The organism is Streptomyces griseicoloratus, from assembly GCF_014534645.1.
GTDB classification, from domain to species: Bacteria; Actinomycetota; Actinomycetes; order Streptomycetales; family Streptomycetaceae; genus Streptomyces; species Streptomyces griseicoloratus.
This window is the reverse complement of the sequence record NZ_JACVQF010000168.1, coordinates 129,627-147,872: the sequence shown is the minus strand read 5'-3', so window position 1 is coordinate 147,872 and position 18,246 is coordinate 129,627. Positions and strand designations below refer to the sequence as shown.

Annotated in this window: 17 protein-coding genes; 8 read left to right on the top strand and 9 right to left on the bottom strand. The window is 72.9% G+C overall.

Features of this window, described 5'->3' with window-relative positions:
* Positions 1-133: 133 nt before the first annotated feature.
* The 3 genes from H0H10_RS07350 to H0H10_RS07340 are packed head-to-tail and all read left to right on the top strand — an operon-like array spanning position 134 to position 2,711.
* On the top strand, positions 134-1,567 hold the full coding sequence (locus H0H10_RS07350; protein ID WP_188180027.1) for a S8/S53 family peptidase: 1,434 nt from the start codon (positions 134-136) through the stop codon (positions 1,565-1,567).
* Between the two features lie 8 nt (positions 1,568-1,575).
* Positions 1,576-2,214, top strand: coding sequence for an RNA polymerase sigma factor (locus H0H10_RS07345; RefSeq protein WP_188180026.1), 639 nt, complete (start codon positions 1,576-1,578; stop codon positions 2,212-2,214).
* Positions 2,211-2,711, top strand: coding sequence for a hypothetical protein (locus H0H10_RS07340; RefSeq protein WP_188180025.1), 501 nt, complete (start codon positions 2,211-2,213; stop codon positions 2,709-2,711). Before H0H10_RS07345 ends, H0H10_RS07340 begins: the two co-directional genes overlap by 4 nt.
* Positions 2,712-3,081: 370 nt before the next feature.
* On the opposite strand, the gene H0H10_RS07335 is transcribed toward H0H10_RS07340, so the two are convergent.
* The gene (locus H0H10_RS07335) at positions 3,082-3,879 is read right to left on the bottom strand and encodes an N-formylglutamate amidohydrolase (RefSeq protein ID WP_188180024.1); all 798 of its coding nucleotides are present in this window, start codon (positions 3,877-3,879) and stop codon (positions 3,082-3,084) included.
* A gap of 86 nt (positions 3,880-3,965) precedes the next feature.
* Here H0H10_RS07335 and H0H10_RS07330 point away from each other — a divergent pair, with 86 nt between their 5' ends.
* Positions 3,966-4,307, top strand: coding sequence for a DUF5713 family protein (locus H0H10_RS07330; protein WP_188180023.1), 342 nt, complete (start codon positions 3,966-3,968; stop codon positions 4,305-4,307).
* 61 nt (positions 4,308-4,368) lie between these two features.
* Here the strand turns inward: H0H10_RS07330 and H0H10_RS07325 are convergent, their stop codons facing one another.
* From H0H10_RS07325 to H0H10_RS07305, 5 genes are all read right to left on the bottom strand, one after another.
* Positions 4,369-6,588 (bottom strand): NADP-dependent isocitrate dehydrogenase, encoded by a 2,220-nt coding sequence (locus tag H0H10_RS07325; protein WP_188180022.1) that lies wholly within the window; start codon positions 6,586-6,588, stop codon positions 4,369-4,371.
* A 129-nt stretch (positions 6,589-6,717) separates the two neighbouring features.
* Complete coding sequence (locus tag H0H10_RS07320) at positions 6,718-7,797, bottom strand: mechanosensitive ion channel family protein (RefSeq protein ID WP_188180021.1); 1,080 nt, start codon at positions 7,795-7,797, stop codon at positions 6,718-6,720.
* Positions 7,798-7,980: 183 nt separating this feature from the next.
* On the bottom strand, positions 7,981-9,498 hold the full coding sequence (locus tag H0H10_RS07315) for an amino acid permease (RefSeq protein WP_188180020.1): 1,518 nt from the start codon (positions 9,496-9,498) through the stop codon (positions 7,981-7,983).
* A 27-nt stretch (positions 9,499-9,525) separates the two neighbouring features.
* Positions 9,526-10,530: a hypothetical protein gene (locus H0H10_RS07310; protein WP_188180019.1), complete on the bottom strand. Its 1,005-nt coding sequence runs from the start codon at positions 10,528-10,530 to the stop codon at positions 9,526-9,528.
* Between the two features lie 340 nt (positions 10,531-10,870).
* The gene (locus H0H10_RS07305) at positions 10,871-11,815 is read right to left on the bottom strand and encodes a lysylphosphatidylglycerol synthase transmembrane domain-containing protein (protein WP_223179516.1); all 945 of its coding nucleotides are present in this window, start codon (positions 11,813-11,815) and stop codon (positions 10,871-10,873) included.
* A 201-nt stretch (positions 11,816-12,016) separates the two neighbouring features.
* Between H0H10_RS07305 and H0H10_RS07300 the strand changes: the two genes are divergently transcribed.
* Both H0H10_RS07300 and H0H10_RS07295 read left to right on the top strand, forming a co-directional pair.
* Complete coding sequence (locus H0H10_RS07300) at positions 12,017-13,891, top strand: ABC transporter ATP-binding protein (RefSeq protein ID WP_188180017.1); 1,875 nt, start codon at positions 12,017-12,019, stop codon at positions 13,889-13,891.
* A 118-nt stretch (positions 13,892-14,009) separates the two neighbouring features.
* Positions 14,010-14,453: a DUF3093 domain-containing protein gene (locus tag H0H10_RS07295; RefSeq protein WP_188180016.1), complete on the top strand. Its 444-nt coding sequence runs from the start codon at positions 14,010-14,012 to the stop codon at positions 14,451-14,453.
* A 58-nt stretch (positions 14,454-14,511) separates the two neighbouring features.
* Here H0H10_RS07295 and H0H10_RS07290 read toward each other — a convergent pair whose 3' ends face one another.
* Positions 14,512-15,843, bottom strand: coding sequence for an erythromycin esterase family protein (locus tag H0H10_RS07290; protein WP_309141745.1), 1,332 nt, complete (start codon positions 15,841-15,843; stop codon positions 14,512-14,514).
* Between the two features lie 237 nt (positions 15,844-16,080).
* On the opposite strand from H0H10_RS07290, the gene H0H10_RS07285 reads away from it, so the two are divergent.
* Complete coding sequence (locus H0H10_RS07285; protein WP_188180015.1) at positions 16,081-16,473, top strand: DUF2267 domain-containing protein; 393 nt, start codon at positions 16,081-16,083, stop codon at positions 16,471-16,473.
* 150 nt (positions 16,474-16,623) lie between these two features.
* Positions 16,624-17,082 (top strand): YceI family protein, encoded by a 459-nt coding sequence (locus H0H10_RS39670; protein ID WP_309141744.1) that lies wholly within the window; start codon positions 16,624-16,626, stop codon positions 17,080-17,082.
* Positions 17,083-17,151: 69 nt separating this feature from the next.
* Here H0H10_RS39670 and H0H10_RS07275 read toward each other — a convergent pair whose 3' ends face one another.
* Together H0H10_RS07275 and H0H10_RS07270 are read right to left on the bottom strand one after the other, a co-directional pair.
* Positions 17,152-17,790: an MBL fold metallo-hydrolase gene (locus tag H0H10_RS07275; protein WP_188180014.1), complete on the bottom strand. Its 639-nt coding sequence runs from the start codon at positions 17,788-17,790 to the stop codon at positions 17,152-17,154.
* A gap of 10 nt (positions 17,791-17,800) precedes the next feature.
* Entirely contained in the window at positions 17,801-18,232 is a 432-nt protein-coding gene (locus H0H10_RS07270) for a DUF2267 domain-containing protein (protein ID WP_188180013.1), read from the bottom strand.
* Positions 18,233-18,246 lie beyond the last annotated feature (14 nt).

The following is an 18,246-nucleotide window of genomic DNA, read 5'->3' as shown; positions in this document are numbered from 1 at the left end:
GTTTCCCGCTGTCACCCCACGGATGGTAGTGGTCCGGAACCACGCCCCACAGGTTCGAGTCTGTATCAATCAGTCACCCTCGGACTCTGATTGACGACCGTCGCCACGACCGCCGCCTCAGTGAGGACACGCCATGGCACCACAGAGATTCCGCGAGCAGTTCGACCAGATCCAGCGCTCGATGCCCGACGTCCCGCTGGCGATGGGCCCGGACGACTCCGCCGAGTTCTTCTACGAGAAGGGAGTCGTCCTCGCCCGCGACGGCGAGGAGGCGCGCCTGGTCGAGGACACCGTGCGGGAGCACTTCACCACGTTCGCCGGCCTGACGCCGGACCACGTGCGCCGGGCGAGCCCCGAGACCAACCGCACGGGCATCACCCGCATCCGGGTCGGCGACCCCGGCGAGGGCGACCGCAGCGGCGACCCCACCGTCGCGCACGCCCTGCGCTCCCTGCGCACGGCGGAGGGACGCGCCGGCCGCCGCCTGATCAGCCGCAACCACGTGGTGTCCATCGCCGTCAACGCCTGCCCCGGCGACGAGCCCGTGCCCGTACCGCCGACCGAGCCGCCGAACCCGGCCGCCGCCGAGACCGCGTACGACGCCGACACCGCCGTCGGCGTCCTCGTCATCGACACCGGCCTCATGCGCGACTACCGCTCCTACCCGCTGCTGGCGCACACCGAGGGCGACGCCCAGATCCGCGAGTGCGACGACGACGGGATCCTCCAGCAGTACGTCGGCCACGGCACCTTCATCGCCGGACTGCTCGCCGCCGTCGCCCCCAACACCGACCTCGTCGTGCGGAACACGCTCAACGACGCCGGAGCCATCCTGGAATCGGAGTTCGGCGAGAAGCTGTTCGAGGCCGTCGACCGGGACGGCTGGCCCGACGTCATCAGCCTCTCCGCCGGCACCTCCAACGGCCGCACCGACGGCCTGCTCGGCGTGCAGGCCTTCATGGAGGAGCTGCGCGAACAGCGCACCCTGCTCGTCGCCGCCGCCGGCAACAACGCCAGCGCGACGCCCTTCTGGCCCGCCGCCTACGCCGACCTGCCCGGCTGGGAGGACGCCGTGCTGTCGGTCGGCGCGCTGCGCGCCGACGGCGAGTTCGGCGCCTGCTTCAGCAACCACGGCGGCTGGGTCAAGGTCTACGCCCCCGGCGAGCGCCTGACCAGCGCCCTCACCGGCTTCGGCACGCCCGTGCCGTACGTGTACCAGCACTCCACCTACGACGCCTGCCGGTACGGCTTCGGCTACGCCTGCACCTGCCAGTACCCCCGGCACACCGGAGTGCTGAGCGAGCCGGGCGAGGCGCCCGCCAAGCCGGACCAGGTGATGTTCGAGGGGCACGCGCAGTGGAGCGGCACCTCGTTCGCCACGCCGGTGGTCGCCGGCCTGGTGGCCCAGCACATGACGGCGAAGGGGGAGACCGACCCGCGCGCGGCCCGGTCCCAGCTGCTCGCCGCGAACACCGAGTACGCGGAGGTCCGCGGGGCGCACGTGCCGGCGCTGCTCCCGCCGACCTGGCGCCCGGTGTCCGTGGACCCTCCGGCCCCGGGGACGTGAGCGGGGGAATGCGGGGCGGAACCGCCCCCTCCACGGCGTACGATGACGAGTCGTACACGAGGGGTGGGGCCGTGGACCGTGGAGATGTCGGGGCGCTCGTCCTGTCCGCCGCCGACGGGGACGCGGCGGCCTGGAAGGCGCTGGTGGACGGGCTGGGACCGCTGGTGTGGTCCGTCGTGCGCGCGCACGGGCTGTCGGACGCGGACGCGCACGAGGTCTACCAGACCGCCTGGTTCCGGTTCGCCCAGCACCTGCAGCGGATCCGCGAACCGGAGAAGGCCGGCTCCTGGCTGGCGAGCACGGCACGGCACGAGTGCCTGAAGCTGCTCAGGGCGGCGCGGCGGTGGACGCCGACGGACGACCCGCAGCTGCTCGACCGGGTCAGCGAGGACCGTACGCCGGAGGAGTCGGTGCTCGACTCGGAGGAGGCCGCCGCGCAGACCGAGCGCGTGAGGCGGCTGTGGCAGGAGTTCGAGGAACTGGGGGAGCGGTGCCGGCAGCTGCTGCGGGTACTGATCGCGTCACCGCCACCCAGCTATCAGGAGGTGTCCGCCGCGCTGGGTATCGCGGTGGGCAGCATCGGGCCGACGCGCCAGCGCTGTCTGCGCAGGCTGCGGGCCCGGCTAGAGGCACGGGGGACGCTGTGAACGGTACGCACGACGACGGTTTCGACGACGACGACTTCGCCGAGGGGGCCTTCTCGGACGAGGAGTGGGACACCGGGCTGCTGGAGGAGGAACTGCGGCAGGCCGCCGCGATCCTGGACCCGGTACCGGCCGGGCTGCGGCAGATCGCCGTCGAGGCGTACGCCCTGCGCGACGTGGACGCCCGGATCGCGGAGCTGACGTTCGACTCGCTGGTCGACGCCATCCCGGTCAGGGGAGAGACGGACCCGCCGCGGATGCTGACGTTCCGCGCGGGCGAGGTGACGGTGGACGTGGAGGTGACCGCCGAGGGCCTGATCGGCCAGCTGCTGCCGCCGGGGCCGGCCCGGATCGACGTGCTGAGCGGCCCGCGGGCCCACGCGCGGCTCACGGCGGACGACATGGGCCGGTTCACCGGCGACGCGCCGCCCGCCGGCCCGTTCGCCCTGCGGCTGCGCACCGGCGAGGACCTGGTCGTCACGGAGTGGCTGCGCGCCTGACGCCCCGCCCGGCCGGGCCCGTCGGGCGCGCACGGCAGGGTCCGGGGTCGCGGCCCGCGGTCTTGCGCGCCGGGCCGCTGTCCGGTGGGGAGCGCACGCCCGCGGCCTCCGGCCGTCCGTCGATGAGGAATCCGGTCCGCGTCCGCTGAGCGCGGCACCGGTGCCATGGCGATGTCCGTTGCCGACGGGCCGATGCGGGTCGGCACCCGCTCCGGGCGGACCCGGGCGGGAGCGTCCCCCAGGTCGCCGACGCGATGCGCGTGTCGTGCAGGCCGACGTCCTCCGGGGCCGGGCGCGGGCCCGCCGGTCGAGGCGCCGTACCCGGCCCTCGTCGCCGTCCCCTGGCGCGCGGGAGCGCTCCGGCCGGGGTTCAGCCCGAGACGGCGTCGACGAGCGTCGCCAGGGACGCGGCGAGGCGGGACAGGCCGGGCCCGGCCGGGCCGCCCGGCTCCGTCATGTAGGTGTCCCGGCGGATCTCCACCATCAGCGCACGGACCTCGCTCCGCTTCCCGTAGAACTCCAGCGGCACGTACGCCCCGCTGAACGGGCTGTCCAGCCCCGTCTCCCCGCACGGGGCGAACGCCTCGCGGGCCGCGGCGAGCAGCGCGGGCGGCGTGTGGAAGGAGTCGGTGCCCAGGCAGACCGGCGGGCGCGGGCCCTCGCCGTGCAGTTCGTAGGGCAGCCGTTCGGTGGGGTAGGAGTGCACGTCGATGATCACGGCCCGGCCGGTGGCGGTGAGCCGGTCGGCGACGGCCTCGGTCATCGCCCGGGCGTACGGCCGGAAGTACCGCTCGATCAGAGGCTCCGGGTCGGTGTCGTCGGGGCGCAGGACGGCACGGTGCGTGGTCCGCGTGTACACGGCGCCCATCCCGACGGCCGTCATCTCCTCCCGCTCGTCCGGGAACCGCTCCGGGTCGACGACCAGCCGGGACGTCCGGTTGACGAACCGCCACGGCGTCACACCGGCCAGACCGGCCGCCTCCTCGGCGATCTCCGCCGTGTGCGAGTCGGTGATGTGGTCGAGCTCCCGCCGGAGTTCGTCGTCGTCGAGGACGATGCCCGAGCGGACGGCGGGCGGTATCTCCCGCGAGGAGTGCGGCACGTGGAGGATCACGGGGGAGTGCCGGTCGCCGGGGAGGACGTCGAAGGACTGCGGGCCGTCGGTCATGGGCTGCTCCAGGGGCGTTGTCAGTGGGGTGCGGCAGGATCACGTCCGGATGCCGGGGGACCCGGACGACGAGAGCGGGAGACATCGTGCCGATCACCAACCAGCAGGCAGCCGCACATCCGTTCCTGCGGGGGATGTACGAGGACGGGTACTACCCGGACCACGTCGTGGACCGGGCCAGGGAGATCCTGCTGCGGCTGTGCGAGCGCATCGAGGCGGAACGCCCCGCCGATGTGGCGGCGCTGTACGCGCTGACCCACGCCGCGACCGAGGAGTTCAACGCGCTGGAGGACGAGTTCGACGCGGCCGGCAGCGAGCTCGGGACCGTGGCCCGGGAGCTGATCGGCGAGGACTTCTGGTTCGTGGCCCGGGCGTACGGCTTTCCGGACGCCGATCCGGAGGAGCTGATCGCCACCCGGGACTGGTGAGAGACGGGCACCCCCGCCTCCGCCGGAGCGGAGACGGGGGTGCCTGCGCAGGCCCCTCGGATCAGGCGAGGGACGCCAGCGCCTCGTTCCAGGTGGCCGACGGGCGCATGACCTCGGCCGCCTTGGCCGGGTCGGGCTGGTAGTAGCCGCCGATCTCGGCCGGCTTGCCCTGGACGGCGATCAGCTCGTCCACGATCTTCTGCTCGTTGGCGGCGAGCGTCTCGGCGAGCGGGGCGAAGGCCTTGGCCAGGTCCGCGTCGTCGGTCTGCGCCGCCAGCTCCTGCGCCCAGTACAGGGACAGGTAGAAGTGGCTGCCGCGGTTGTCGATGCCGCCGACGCGCCGGGTCGGGGACTTGTCCTCGTTGAGGAAGGTCGCCGTGGCGCGGTCGAGGGTGTCGGCGAGGACCTTGGCGCGGGTGTTGCCCGTGGCCTCGGCGTACTGCTCCAGGGACGGCACCAGGGCGAAGAACTCACCCAGGGAGTCCCAGCGCAGGTAGTTCTCCTTGACCAGCTGCTGGACGTGCTTCGGCGCGGAGCCGCCGGCGCCCGTCTCGAACAGGCCGCCGCCCGCCATCAGCGGGACGACCGACAGCATCTTGGCGCTGGTGCCCAGCTCCAGGATCGGGAAGAGGTCGGTGAGGTAGTCACGCAGCACGTTGCCGGTCACCGAGATGGTGTTCTCGCCGCGGCGGATGCGCTCCACCGACAGCTTGGTCGCCTCGACCGGGGAGAGGATCCTGATGTCCAGGCCCTCGGTGTCGTGCTCCGGCAGGTACTGCTTCACCTTGGCGATCAGGTTGGCGTCGTGGGCGCGGCCCTCGTCCAGCCAGAACACGGCCGGGTCGCCGGTGGCGCGGGCGCGGGTGACGGCCAGCTTCACCCAGTCGCGGATCGGGGCGTCCTTGGTCTGGCAGGCGCGGAAGATGTCGCCGGCGGACACGGTCTGCTCGATGACGGCGTTGCCGGCCTGGTCGACCAGGCGGACGGTGCCGGTCACCGGGATCTCGAAGGTCTTGTCGTGGCTGCCGTACTCCTCGGCCTTCTGCGCCATGAGGCCGACGTTCGGGACGGAGCCCATGGTCGACGGGTCGTAGGCGCCGTTGGCGCGGCAGTCGTCGATGACGGCCTGGTACACGCCGGCGTAGGAGGAGTCCGGGATGACCGCGAGGGTGTCGTGCTCCTGGCCGTCCGGGCCCCACATGTGGCCGGAGGTGCGGATCATGGCGGGCATGGAGGCGTCGATGATGACGTCCGAGGGGACGTGCAGGTTGGTGATGCCCTTGTCGGAGTCGACCATCGCCAGCTCCGGGCCCTCGGCCAGCTCGGCGTCGAAGGAGGCCTTGATCTCGGCACCCTCCGGCAGGCTCTCCAGGCCCTTGTAGATGCCGCCCAGACCGTCGTTCGGGGTCAGGCCGGCCTTGGCGAGCGTCTCGCCGTACTTCGCGAAGGTCTTCGGGAAGAAGGCACGGACCACGTGGCCGAAGATGATCGGGTCGGAGACCTTCATCATCGTCGCCTTCAGGTGCACCGAGTACAGGACGCCCTCGGCCTTGGCGCGGGCGACCTGCGCCGTGAGGAACTCGCGCAGCGCGGCGACGCGCATCACGGAGGCGTCGACGACCTCGCCCTTCTTCACCGGCACCGACTCGCGCAGGACGGTGGTGGAGCCGTCGTCGCCCTTCAGCTCGATGCGCAGCGCGCCGTCCTCGGCGATCACCACGGACTTCTCGGTGGAGCGGAAGTCGTCCACGCCCATGGTCGCCACATTGGTCTTGGACTCGGCGGTCCAGGCGCCCATGCGGTGCGGGTGGGTCTTGGCGTAGTTCTTCACCGACGCCGGGGCGCGGCGGTCGGAGTTGCCCTCGCGCAGGACCGGGTTGACCGCGGAGCCCTTGACCTTGTCGTAGCGGGCGCGGATCTCGCGCTCCTCGTCGGTCTTGGGGTCGTCCGGGTAGTCCGGCAGCGCGTAGCCCTGGCCCTGCAGCTCGGCGACGGCGGCCTTGAGCTGCGGGATCGACGCCGAGATGTTCGGCAGCTTGATGATGTTGGCGGCGGGCGTCTTCGCCAGCTCACCGAGCTCGGCGAGGGCGTCCGGGATGCGCTGGTCCTCGGTCAGGTACTCCGGGAACACGGCGATGATGCGCCCGGCCAGCGAGATGTCCCGCGTCTCCACGGAGACACCGGCCTGCGAGGCGTACGCCCGGATGACCGGCAGGAAGGAATACGTCGCCAGGGCCGGGGCCTCGTCAGTGTGCGTATAGATGATGGTCGAGTCAGTCACCGGGTGCTCCGCTCCACGTCTGCAACATTGCTCGACATCAAGATATCTCGTGATCGACCTCGGCTCGACAGGGGTCGCGCGGAGATTCCGGACGGCCGGCCGCCCGACCCCTGTCGAACGACCGATCGATCAGGGGGACGGGACGACGTCCTCGCCCGTCCGCTGCGGCGGGATCACCACGGTCCCCTGCTGCAACGCCACCGTCCGGGTGGGCGCCGGGATGCGGATGCCCTCCTCGCGGTACCGCCGGTGCAGGCGCTTGATGAACTCGTGCTTGATCCGGTACTGGTCGCTGAACTCGCCGACGCCCAGGATCACGGTGAACCCGATCCGGGAGTCGCCGAAGGTGTGGAAGCGCACGGCCGGCTCGTGGTCCGGCACCGCGCCGGTGATCTCGGTCATCACCTCGGCGACCACCTCGGTCGTGACCTGCTCCACGTGGTCCAGGTCGCTGTCGTAGGCGACGCCGACCTGGACCATGATGGTCAGCTGCTGCTCGGGCCGCATGAAGTTCGTCATGTTCGACTTCGCGAGCTGGCCGTTCGGGATCACGATCAGGTTGTTGGACAGGTCGCGGACGGTGGTCTGCCGCCAGTTGATGTCCTCGACGTACCCGTCCTCGCCGCTGTCGAGCTGGATGTAGTCACCGGGCTGCACGGTCTTCGAGGCCAGGATGTGGATGCCGGCGAAGAGGTTGGCGAGCGTGTCCTGCAGGGCCAGGGCGACCGCCAGGCCGCCGACGCCGAGCGCGGTGAGCAGTGGCGCTATGGAGATGCCCAGCGTCTGCAGGACCACCAGGAAGCCGATCGCCAGCACCAGGATCCGGGTGATGTTGACGAAGATCGTGGCCGACGCGGCGACCCCGGAGCGGGACGTCGTCACCGTCCGCACCAGTCCGGCGATCACCCGCGCCGCCGACACCGTCGCCACGAAGATCAGCAGGACGGTCAGCACCTGGTTGACGTTGTGCTGCACCGTTCTCGTCAGCGGCAGCGCCGCCGCCGCGCTCGCCGCGCCGCCCACGACCGCGGCCCACGGCACGATCGAGCGCAGGGCGTCCACGATCACGTCGTCGCCGCTCCAGCGCGTGCGCTTGGCGTGCCCAGCCAGCCAGCGCAGCAGCATGCGCAGCAGGAACGCGCCCAGCAGGCCGGCGGCCAGCGCGATGCCGGCGAGCACCAGGTCGTCCACGGTGAGGTCGCGGGTCACCGGTCACCTCCGGGAAGTGCGACTGCGGCGAAGGCCCTCGCCGACGGCCGGATGTGAAGTCTCGTCACGTCGTCACCTGTTCGATTCCGGGATGTGCGATCGCGCCGGCCCGCAAGACAGTTCGACCGGCGCGACCGCTCATCCTGCCGCATCGGGCGCGGCGGTCCGTACCGGCGGGGTGTCTCAGACGATGCCTTCGGCCAGTTCGGCCTGATCCCGGTCGTCGCCGTACGCGGCGGTCGTGGGCGTCCCGTACGAACGGCGGGCGACGAACCACCACACCGTGGCCAGCACCAGTACGACGACGAGGGCGACCGCGGCGTAGTTCATCGTGCCGGCCGTCACCGGCGACGACTGCGGCAGACAGAAGAGCACGGTGACGAACGCCACCCACACCACCGCCGTCCAGCCGACCGGCCTGCTCCACCGGCCCAGGTTCCACGGGCCCGGCGTGAACCGGTCACCCGCCCGCAGCCGCAGCAGCACCGGGATGGCGTACGCGGGCGTGATGCCGATGACGTTGATCGCGGTGACCGCGCCGTACGCCGTCGCCGAGTACAGGGACGGCAGGGCCAGGACACAGGCGACCGCCACGGACAGCCACACGGCGGCCACCGGCGTCTGGGTGCGGGCCGAGACCTTGCGCCACAGGGCGGAGCCGGGCAGGGCCCCGTCCCGGCTGAACGCGAACACCATCCGGCTGGCGGCCGCGACCTCGGCGTTGCCGCAGAACAACTGGGCGACGATCACCACAAGCAGCAGCGCGCTCGCGCCGTCCGTGCCCAGGCCGTCCAGCAGGATCTGCGCGGGCGGCACCCCGGTCTCGGTGTTGCGCGTGGCGTCGTAGTCCTGGATGGCGAAGGTCAGCCCGGCCAGCAGCACGAAGCCGGCCAGCCACGACACCCAGATGGCCCGCACGATGCCGCGCGCCGCCGACACCGAGGCGTTCGAGGTCTCCTCGGACAGATGGGCGGAGGCGTCGTACCCGGAGAAGGTGTACTGCGCGAGCAGCAGGCCGATCGCGGCCACGTACAGCGGGCTCTCCCAGCCGGTGTCGTTGACGAACTCCGTGAACACGAACGACGGCGACCGGTGCTCGTCCGGGACGATCACCAGCGCGCCGACGATCAGGGCCACGCCCGCCAGGTGCCACCACACGCTGACCGAGTTGAGCACACTGACCAGCCGCACCCCGAAGAGGTTGAGCACGGCGTGCAGCAGCAGGATCACGACGAATATCAGCATCGTCTTCTCCGGCGTCGGCTCGAAGCCCCACTGGAGGTTCAGGAAAGCGCCGGTGAACAGGGCGGCCCCGTAGTCGATCCCGGCGATCGCGCCGAGCAGGCCCAGCAGGTTGAGCCAGCCGGTGTACCAGCCCCAGCGGCGGCCCCCGAGCCGGTCGGCCATGTAGTACAGGGCGCCGGAGGTCGGGTACGCGCTGGTGACCTCCGCCAGCGCGAGCCCCACGCACAGCACGAACAGGCCGACGCCCGCCCAGCCCCACAGCATCACCGCGGGGCCGCCGGTGCCCAGACCGAAGCCGTACAGGGTCATGCAGCCGGACAGGATGGAGATCACCGAGAAACTGATGGCGAAGTTGCCGAATCCGCCCATCCGGCGGGCCAGCACCGGCCGGTAGCCGAGTTCGCGCAGGCGCTGCTCCTCGTCGGTCGTACCGGACGGGTCGGGGGTGGGTGGCATGCGAGAGCCTCCGGGCGGTGTGGGGGGTCAGGGACGTCGGCCGCCTTCACGGGCGGCCGACCGGCTGCGCGTCCGGGCCTGGAGGAAGACCTCCACCGCCCGGTCGGGACCGTTCGCGCCGGGTGCGCGGCAGGCCCAGGGGAGCGGGGTGCAGTACGGACCGAGCGCATCGAACACCTGGGCGGCCTCCCGGAAGCGGAGGGCGCCCCACAGGGCGTGGGCCAGGTGATTGAGGTCCAGCAGGGAGCGTTCGGCGCGGTGGGTGAGCGTGAACCAGGAGTGGAACGCCTGGTCCGCCTCGCGGGTGGCGTCCTCGGACACCCAGTGCAGATCCAGGGCGGCGTCGCGCCCGCCCGAGCGGCGGTAGCGCTCGACCCGCACGTACAGCGGGAGAACGTGCAGCGCCGAGCCCGGCGGAGCCGATCCGGCGGCCCACTGCGCGAACCCCGCCGCCCCGGCGAGCCGCCCCGAGGCATCCCGCGGGTACAGGAACTGCAGCATGCGGTGGTGCGCCTCGCGGTTGTACGGATCCCGCTCGGCGGCCTGCGCGAGCAGACCCCACGGACCCGGCGGCAGCATCGGCTCCGGCGGCGCGACCCGGTGCTGCGCCCAGTGCCGCTCCCCGTCCAGCCGGGCCAGCGCCAGCAGGCACACCCACGGCACCGGGTCGTGCGGCGCGACACGCGTCGCCGTGTCGCTCGCGTGCCAGCCCTCCCGCCACAGTTCGCGTGTGCGGCGGTGGTCCTCCCGGTGCGCCCGCAGCGCACGCTCCACGGCGACGCGGGCGTGCATCACCGCGGCCGCGACACTGTGCGGCTCCTCCGCGCGCCAGGCCCGCACCACGTCGGTACCGGCGGCCGCGGCCGCCAGGACCTGTGTGCGCTGCGTCCACTGCCACCAGGTCGTGGTCTGTTCGAGCAGGGTCCGCATCGACATCCAGCGTCCTGCGCGCAGTTCCTGCAGGGCGGCGCGCAACGCGCCGTCGTGACCGGCGGGATCGTAGGCGGGGCGTGCTCCGCCGGCGGACCTCACCCGTCCGCTCCGGGGGGCGGAACGGGCCGGACGCAAGGGTGCGGTAACAAACAGCCTCCCCAGGGCGGCGGTCCAGGAGTCGCGGTGGTCGGCGGCCACTATAGAGGCGGAGGTTCCGCCTCTGTCCCCTTTTCCCGCAGCCTCGTGCGACCGGTGCCCCCCACCGCGGCGGCCCGTCCCTCGCCGTCCGGTGCGCGGGCGGCGGCACCCGCGGCGAACCGGGCCGCACCCTGCCGTGCCCGCGCCGGCGCGGCCGTACCGCCGCACGGTTCCTCGGCCATCGGCCCGGGCGACGCCGGCCGGCACGCCACCGGTCGTGCCGACCCCGCGCCGCCCGCCCTCAGATCACCCTCAGCCGGACCAGCGCGGCCAGCGTCAGCGCGCCCGGCGCCAGCGGCAGCCACACGGTGATGATCCGGTAGGCGAGGACCACCGCCGTCGCCACGGCCGCCGGACCGCCCACCGCCACCAGGGCCACGACCAGCGCCGCCTCGACCGAGCCGAGGCCGCCCGGCGTGGGCACCAGCGCGACGGCGACCGTCGCCGCCAGGTACGCCACCGCCATGTGCCCCGCGGGCACCGGCAGCCCCAGCGCCCGCCCGACCAGGACCAGTCCGGTGGCCTGCAGCGCGGGGAAGGTCAGCGCACCTCCCCACAACGCCAGCGCCCGGGCCGGGCGGGTGTGCACCGAGCGGGCCTCGCCGAGCGCCGTGCGCAGGAAGGAGACCACGGCCGTGCGCAGCCGCCGTACCAGCACCAGGACGCCCGCCGCCACGACCGGCACCACGGCCGCGACGAGCAGTAGCGGACCGGCCGCCCCCTCCGGCACCAGCGTGCCGAGCCGCAGCGCCCCGGGGAAGGCGATCAGCAGCGCACCCAGCAGCGCGAGGCGGCCGACGCTCTCGGCCAGCAGATACAGCGCGAGGGCGGCCGACGAACGGGCGAGCGGCAGCCCGCACACCGTCATGAACCGCAGGTTCACCGCGCTCGCACCCAGGCCCGTGGGCAGCAGATGATTGGCCGCACCCGCCGCGAACTGCACGGCGAGCAGCCGCCGTCCGGGCAGCCGTTCGACGACGGCGCCCTGCCGGGTGCAGGCGGCGGCGACCCAGGTCAGACAGGTCGCGCCGGCCGCGGCCAGCAGCCAGGTCCACTCGGCGGTGGCCAGATGGCCGAAGCCCTCGGCGAGCACGGCCCTGTGCCGCACCGCGACCACGGCGACCAGCAGCAGCGGAAGGACGCAGAGGAGCGGGCGGACCGGGACGCGGCGGGAGAGCCGGGACAACCGGGGGAGCCGGAGCAGGCGTCCCGGACGGGAGCCGGGGCGACGGGGGCGCTCGGGGAGGTGTACCGCTGTCACATCACCAGACCTTCCCCGTGCCGCGCCAACTGCGGACGACGCGGGCACGGACGGAGCCTTACGGCCGGCCGGCGGCCGGTCCTTGACCTCAAGGTTGATCGAGGTTCTAGTTTTTGCCGTATGAGCATGGAGACCACAGCCTGGACCCAGCTGCACAGCGTGATGAACGCCGAGCAGGAACGCCGTCCCTTCGCCCGCGCGACCCTTCGCCGCATCGGCGGCTTCGCCCGTCCGCACCGCCGCCGCATCGCCTGGTTCGTGCTGCTCGGCATCGTGACCGCGCTGCTCGCCGTCGCCACCCCCGTGCTGGCCGGGCGCGTCGTGGACGCGATCGTGTCGGGCGGCGACGAGGGCACCGTCGTCCGCCTGGCCCTGCTGATCGCGCTCATCGCGGTCGTGGAGGCCGCACTCGGCATCCTCTCCCGGAGGCTGTCGGCGACGCTCGGGGAGGGACTCATCCTCGATCTGCGGACGGCCGTGTTCGATCATGTGCAGCGCATGCCGGTCGCGTTCTTCACACGCACCCGTACGGGAGCGCTGGTCTCCCGTCTCAACAACGACGTCATCGGCGCGCAGCGGGCGTTCAGCAACACCCTGTCCGGCGTCGTCAGCAACCTGGTGACGCTGCTGCTCACCCTCGCCGTCATGCTCACCCTGTCCTGGCAGATCACCCTGCTCGCCCTGGTCCTGCTGCCGGTGTTCGTGGTCCCCGCCCGGCGCATGGGCAGCCGCATGGCCCGCATGCAGCGCGAGGCCGCCGCCCTGAACGCGGCGATGGGCACCCGGATGACCGAGCGCTTCTCGGCGCCCGGCGCCACACTGATCAAGCTGTTCGGCCGCCCCGAGAAGGAGTCGGAGGAGTTCGCGGACCGCGCCCGGCGCGTCGCGGACATCGGCGTGCGCACCGCGACCGCCCAGGCCGCCTTCATCACCGCACTGACCCTGGTCTCCGCCCTGGCCCTCGCCCTCGTCTACGGACTCGGCGGCTACTTCGCCCTGCGCGGCACCCTCGACCCCGGCGCCGTCGTCGCGCTGGCCCTGCTCCTCACCCGCCTCTACGCGCCGCTCACCGCCCTGGCCGGCGCCCGTGTGGAGGTGATGAGCGCGCTCGTCAGCTTCGAGCGGGTCTTCGAGGTACTGGACCTCCAGCCGCTGATCGAGGAGAAGCCGGACGCCCGCGAGGTCCCCGACGGCCCGGTCGCCGTCGAGTTCGACGACGTCCGCTTCGGCTACCCCTCCGCCGACAAGGTCTCGCTGGCCTCCCTCGAAGAGGTCGCCTCCCTGGACACCCGGGGCGGGGCCGAGGTCCTGCACGGCGTCTCCTTCCGCGCGGAACCCGGCCAGACGATCGCCCTCGTCGGCTCCTCCGGCGCCGGCAAGTCCACCATCGCCCAGCTGCTCCCGCGCCTGTACGACACCGACGCGGGCGCCGTACGCGTCGGCGGCGTCGACGTCCGCGACCTCAGCGCCCGGTCACTGCGCGACACCCTCGGCATGGTCACCCAGGACGGCCACCTCTTCCACGACACGGTCCGGGCCAACCTGCTGCTCGCCCGCCCCGAGGCCACCGAGGCCGACCTGTGGGACGCGCTGCGCCGGGCCCGCCTCGACGACCTCGTACGGTCCCTGCCCGACGGCCTCGACACCGTGGTCGGCGAACGCGGCTACCGGCTCTCCGGCGGCGAACGCCAGCGCATGACCATCGCCCGGCTGCTGCTGGCCCGCCAGCGCGTCGTCATCCTCGACGAGGCCACCGCCCACCTCGACAACACCTCCGAGGCGGCCGTCCAGGAGGCCCTGGCGGAGGCGCTGGAGGGCAGGACGGCCGTCGTGATCGCGCACCGGCTGTCCACGGTCCGCACGGCCGACCAGATCCTGGTGGTCGAGGGCGGCCGGATCGTCGAGCGCGGCACGCACGACCAACTCCTCGCGACCGGCGGCCGGTACGCCCAGCTGCACCGCACGCAGTTCGGCCGGCGGGCGGTGGAGAAGGCGGCGTAGGACCTTTGGCACCCGCCCGTCACGCGCCGGCGCCGGCGAGTCGCCCGGCACACCGGCGTCGCGGCGGGTGGCCGGGCCTCGCCGCGGCCCCGCCCGGCCGCGATGCCAGACTGAGGCCATGTACCTGTACGAAGAGCGGCTGGCCGTTCCCCGTTCGTGGTGGGTAATGGCCCTGTGCGCCGGCCTCGGGCTCGCCCTCGTGGCCCTGCGCGTCCACCCGTTGGGTGCCCTGGCCGCCCTGATCGTGGGCACGGCCGCGGTGGCGGCCGCCATCGCCCGCTACGGGGCCCGGCGCATCCGCCTCAGCCACCACTCGCTGACCGTCGGCGACACGGAGATTCCGCTCGACGCCCTCGGGAGCGTGGAGATCCTCGACGAGCAGGAGGCGTTCCTGTGGCGTACGCGCCGCGCCGACCCCCACGCCCTGATGGCACTGCGCTCCTACATCCCGACGGCGGTGCGCCTGCAGATCACCGACCCCGCCTTCGGCGCACCGTACCTGTACCTGTCGACACGTCAGCCGATGACCCTGGCCGCGGTACTGGCCTTCGTCCGCCGCTGACCCCGCCCGGCACGGCCACGCCGTCCACACGTCCGGTTCCGCGGCGCTGATGCCGGCGTCAGACACCCGCCGGCCAGGTCTGCTGCTCCCGGCTCTCCGCGGCCATCGGGCGCAGCGGTGTGAGGGCCCGGGTGCGGTCGAGATGGCAGAAGGCGTCGTAGCGCTCGGCCAGGACGGTGGGGACGTAGTTGCCCAGACGTTCGTACCCGGGCCGGTAGACGACACCGATCGCCCGGTGGCCGTGCTCCTCGTGGAACCACTCGCCCCGGCCGGAGGTCGGCGGCCTCTGGAACTGCACATGGGGGAAGACGAACAGGGCCCGCTCGCCGGACAGCGCCGCGTGCAGCAGATCCTCCAGGCTGCCGGTGCGCGCGGGCGGCACGTCCATGACGCGGGGTACGCCGCCCCACGCGTCCGCGGCGACGACGGTGCCGGAGTACGAACCGAAGCCGACCAGGACCACCCCCTTGCCCATGTGGCGTTCGCGCATCAGCTGGCCGACGCTGACCATGCCGGTGTCGGCCATGTCCGTGGCGCGGGCGTCCCCGATGTGCGTGTTGTGCTCCCACACCACGGCCTTGGCGCCGGGGCCGTGGTGCTCCATCAGCCGGTCCAGCGTGTCGGTCATGTGCCGGTCGCGGATGTTCCACGACTCCGGGCCGCCCTCCAGCATGGCCCGGTAGTAGCGCTCGGCCCCGGCCAGCACCTCCGCGTTCTGCCGCGCGGCGAACTCGGCGAGCGAGCCGTCCGGGGAGCCCGCCCGCCCGGCTGTGCGCCGCAGCTCCGTGAGCAGGGACAGCACCTGCGGCTCACAGCCCTCGGGGGCGAGCCGGGCGGCCACCGCGTAGGACTCCGGGTCCTCGGCGTACGGCTCGAAGCACCGGTACGCCTCCAGGGCGTCGTCCACCCGCTCGGGGTCGTGCTCGCGCAGGTGCTCCAGTACCGCGTGCAGTGACTCCCACAGGCTGTAGACGTCCAGCCCGTAGAAGCCGACGCGCCGCTCGGGCGGCAGTTGCTCATTGTGCCGGCGCAGCCAGCGCGTGAAGGCGGCCACGTCCGTGTTGCCCCACATCCACGTCGGCCAGCGCCGGAAGTCCGCCAGCACCCGCGCGGGGTCCTCGGGCGCGCCCGGCGCCGCGACCACCGAGCAGTGCACGGCCTGGCAGTCGGGCCAGTCGCCCTCCACGGCGACGAAGGAGAAGCCCTTCTCCTCGATCAGCCGGCGCGTGAGCACATCACGGACCTGGTAGTAGTCGGCGGTGCCGTGGGACGCCTCGCCCAGCAGCACGTAGCGGGCGTCGCCGATGCGGTCCATCAGCGGGTCCAGCGACGTCTGGTCCGTCAGGGGCAGTGCCGCTCTGCGGATACGCGTCTGCTCGGTGCCGGGCACGGCCGTCCCCCTTCCGCAGGGTGCGACCCGGGTCCCCGCGGTGCCGCACCCCGAAACCGTACGGCGGCCGGACGCCGGCCCCCGGAGGGGCGACGGCGGCAGAAGACACCCGGTTGCCGGTGCCGTCCGGGGGGACCCGGTGGCAGAGCGGGCCGGCAGTGCGTGCGGGCGCCGGTTCGGGCCGGCGGCGGCCTCTGCCGGGCCTGGGAAGTGACGGAGCGACGGAGGGAGCAGGCGATGACGTACCGGGAATTCCTGGCTGCCGTGCGCGAGCGGGGCGAGTACGGCGACACCTCGGAGGTGCTGGGCGTCACCGAAGCCGTGCTCTCCACCCTCGGTGAACGCCTGCAGCCCGTCGCCGCGAACCACCTCGCCGACCAGCTCCCGATCGAGCTCGCCGAAGTGCTCGTGGACGCGGCCGACGCCGGTCCGGGCAGGTCCTGGGGCGTCCAGGAGTTCGTCCGGCGGGTGGCCGAGATCACCGGGGACGACGAGGAGGCCGCCCACGCCCACGCGGAAGCGGTGCTCACGGTACTGGCGCAGACGATCTCCGGCGGCGAGCTGAACAGGCTCATCAGCCAGCTGCCGACCGCTTACGCCGAGCTGCTCGGCCATGCGGAACTGGCCTGAGGGGTGAGACGCCGTGCCTGCCGCCGGACCCGGGAAAGTGAGTGACGGAACCTACGGCTTCGGAGCGCCGGCCGGCCGTCTGCTGGTCAGGACCAGCCGCGCGGGTCTCGGCCGGAAGGCCGGGCACGACCTCACCATCGAGGCGACCCGGTGGTCCGGCAACGCGGTGGTCGTCGCGAGCGAGCCGGGGAAGTCGTCGGTGACCGTGACGGTCGAGACCGGGGCGCTGAGCGTCCGGGAGGGCACCGGGGACTCAAACCCCTCAGCGACGCCGACAAGGCGCAGATCGAGCGGCTGCTGACGAGCGAGGCGCTGCTGGACACCGGGGAGCACCCCACCATCACCTTCCGCTCCACGAGCATCACCGGAACGCCCGCGGAGTTCGAGATCACCGGGGACCTCACGATCAAGGGCCGGACCCGTCCGGTCACCGTGCACGGGGGCAGCGACGGCGACGGCATGGTCTGCGGCTGGGCCACCGTCACCCAGTCCGCCTTCGGCATCAAGCCGTACAGCGCGTTCATGGGCGCGCTGAAACTGGCCGACGAGGTCCGGATCGAGTACGCGGTGACCAGCCTCGAACCGCTGCCGGGCGCCGAGTCCGCGTAGCCGCGGCGGGGCTGCTCGTCTGCTCGGCACATCAGGCCCGGCTCGGCACGTAAGGCCCGGCTAGGCACATCAGGCCCGGCTCGGCGCCGATGCGGTGAAGCAGACGGAGTACGTGCGGCCTTCGACGCCCCACTCGCCGGCGGGCGGCTTCAGCCCGGCGTCCATCGCCCGCAGGCTGGGGCGGCCGATATGGGCGTAGACCAGGCGCCGCACGCGGTGGTGCACGGCCAGCTCGGCGACGGCGCGGACACTCGCGTGGCCGCCCACCCCGCCCCGGAACCGTATCGGCCGGTCCCAGGCCGCCGCCTCGGCGAACATCAGGTCCGCCCCCGCCGCCCAGGCAGGGAAGTCCCAGAACTCCGGCGCCCAGACCACCACCGAGTTCCCGGCTTCCACGCGGTACCCGTACGCGGGGTGCGACGTGTGCACCACGGGACAGCAGCGCACCCGGACACCGCCGATCTCCAGATCGCCGGCGCGCGTCTGCAGGCCCCGTACGGAGGCCCGCCGCCGCAGCACCGACTTCAGCTCGGCACTCTCGTCGGTCACCAGCCACGCGTCCAGCCGTCCGGGCGGCGGTTCGGCCCCGGGTCCGCCGTCGAAGGCCACCCGGTACCCCGCGCAGCGCAGCAGCAGGCCCGCCGGGGCGTACCGGGGCGAGTTCATCGCCCCCACACCGAGAAGTGTCAGCCGCAGCCAGCGGTTCACCGGGCTCCGGTCAGGCGGCCGGCTGGAGGAGCAGGGCACGGATGTCGTGCGGGAGCTGTTCCAGCGCCGACTCCAGGGTCCCGGGCGAGACGTGCTCCTTCACGACGGTGGTGACGGTGGCGGCCATCCCGGGAGCGTCCTCCGCGGAGACCTTGGCCTCCTGGACGAAGCGGTTCACATAGCCGTCGCGGTCATAGCGGACGGGTACGGAACTCGGGCTCCAGCCGTCGTAGTAGGCGCCCCGCAGCAGTTCCGGGAGCTGTGCGGCGAAGTGGGCGGCCACGTCGACGGTGAGCCTGTCGCGGAACGTGTGCAGCCAGGCGCGCAGGACCCGGTGGGCGAAGTGACGGTCCTCCGTCCCCAGGGCCTCCGCCACCGCTTTGAGCCAGATGTTCGCGGTGTGGATGGCGTGCTCGAAGTCGGGCGGGTGCGTGGCGGGCATGGTCTTCGCCTTCC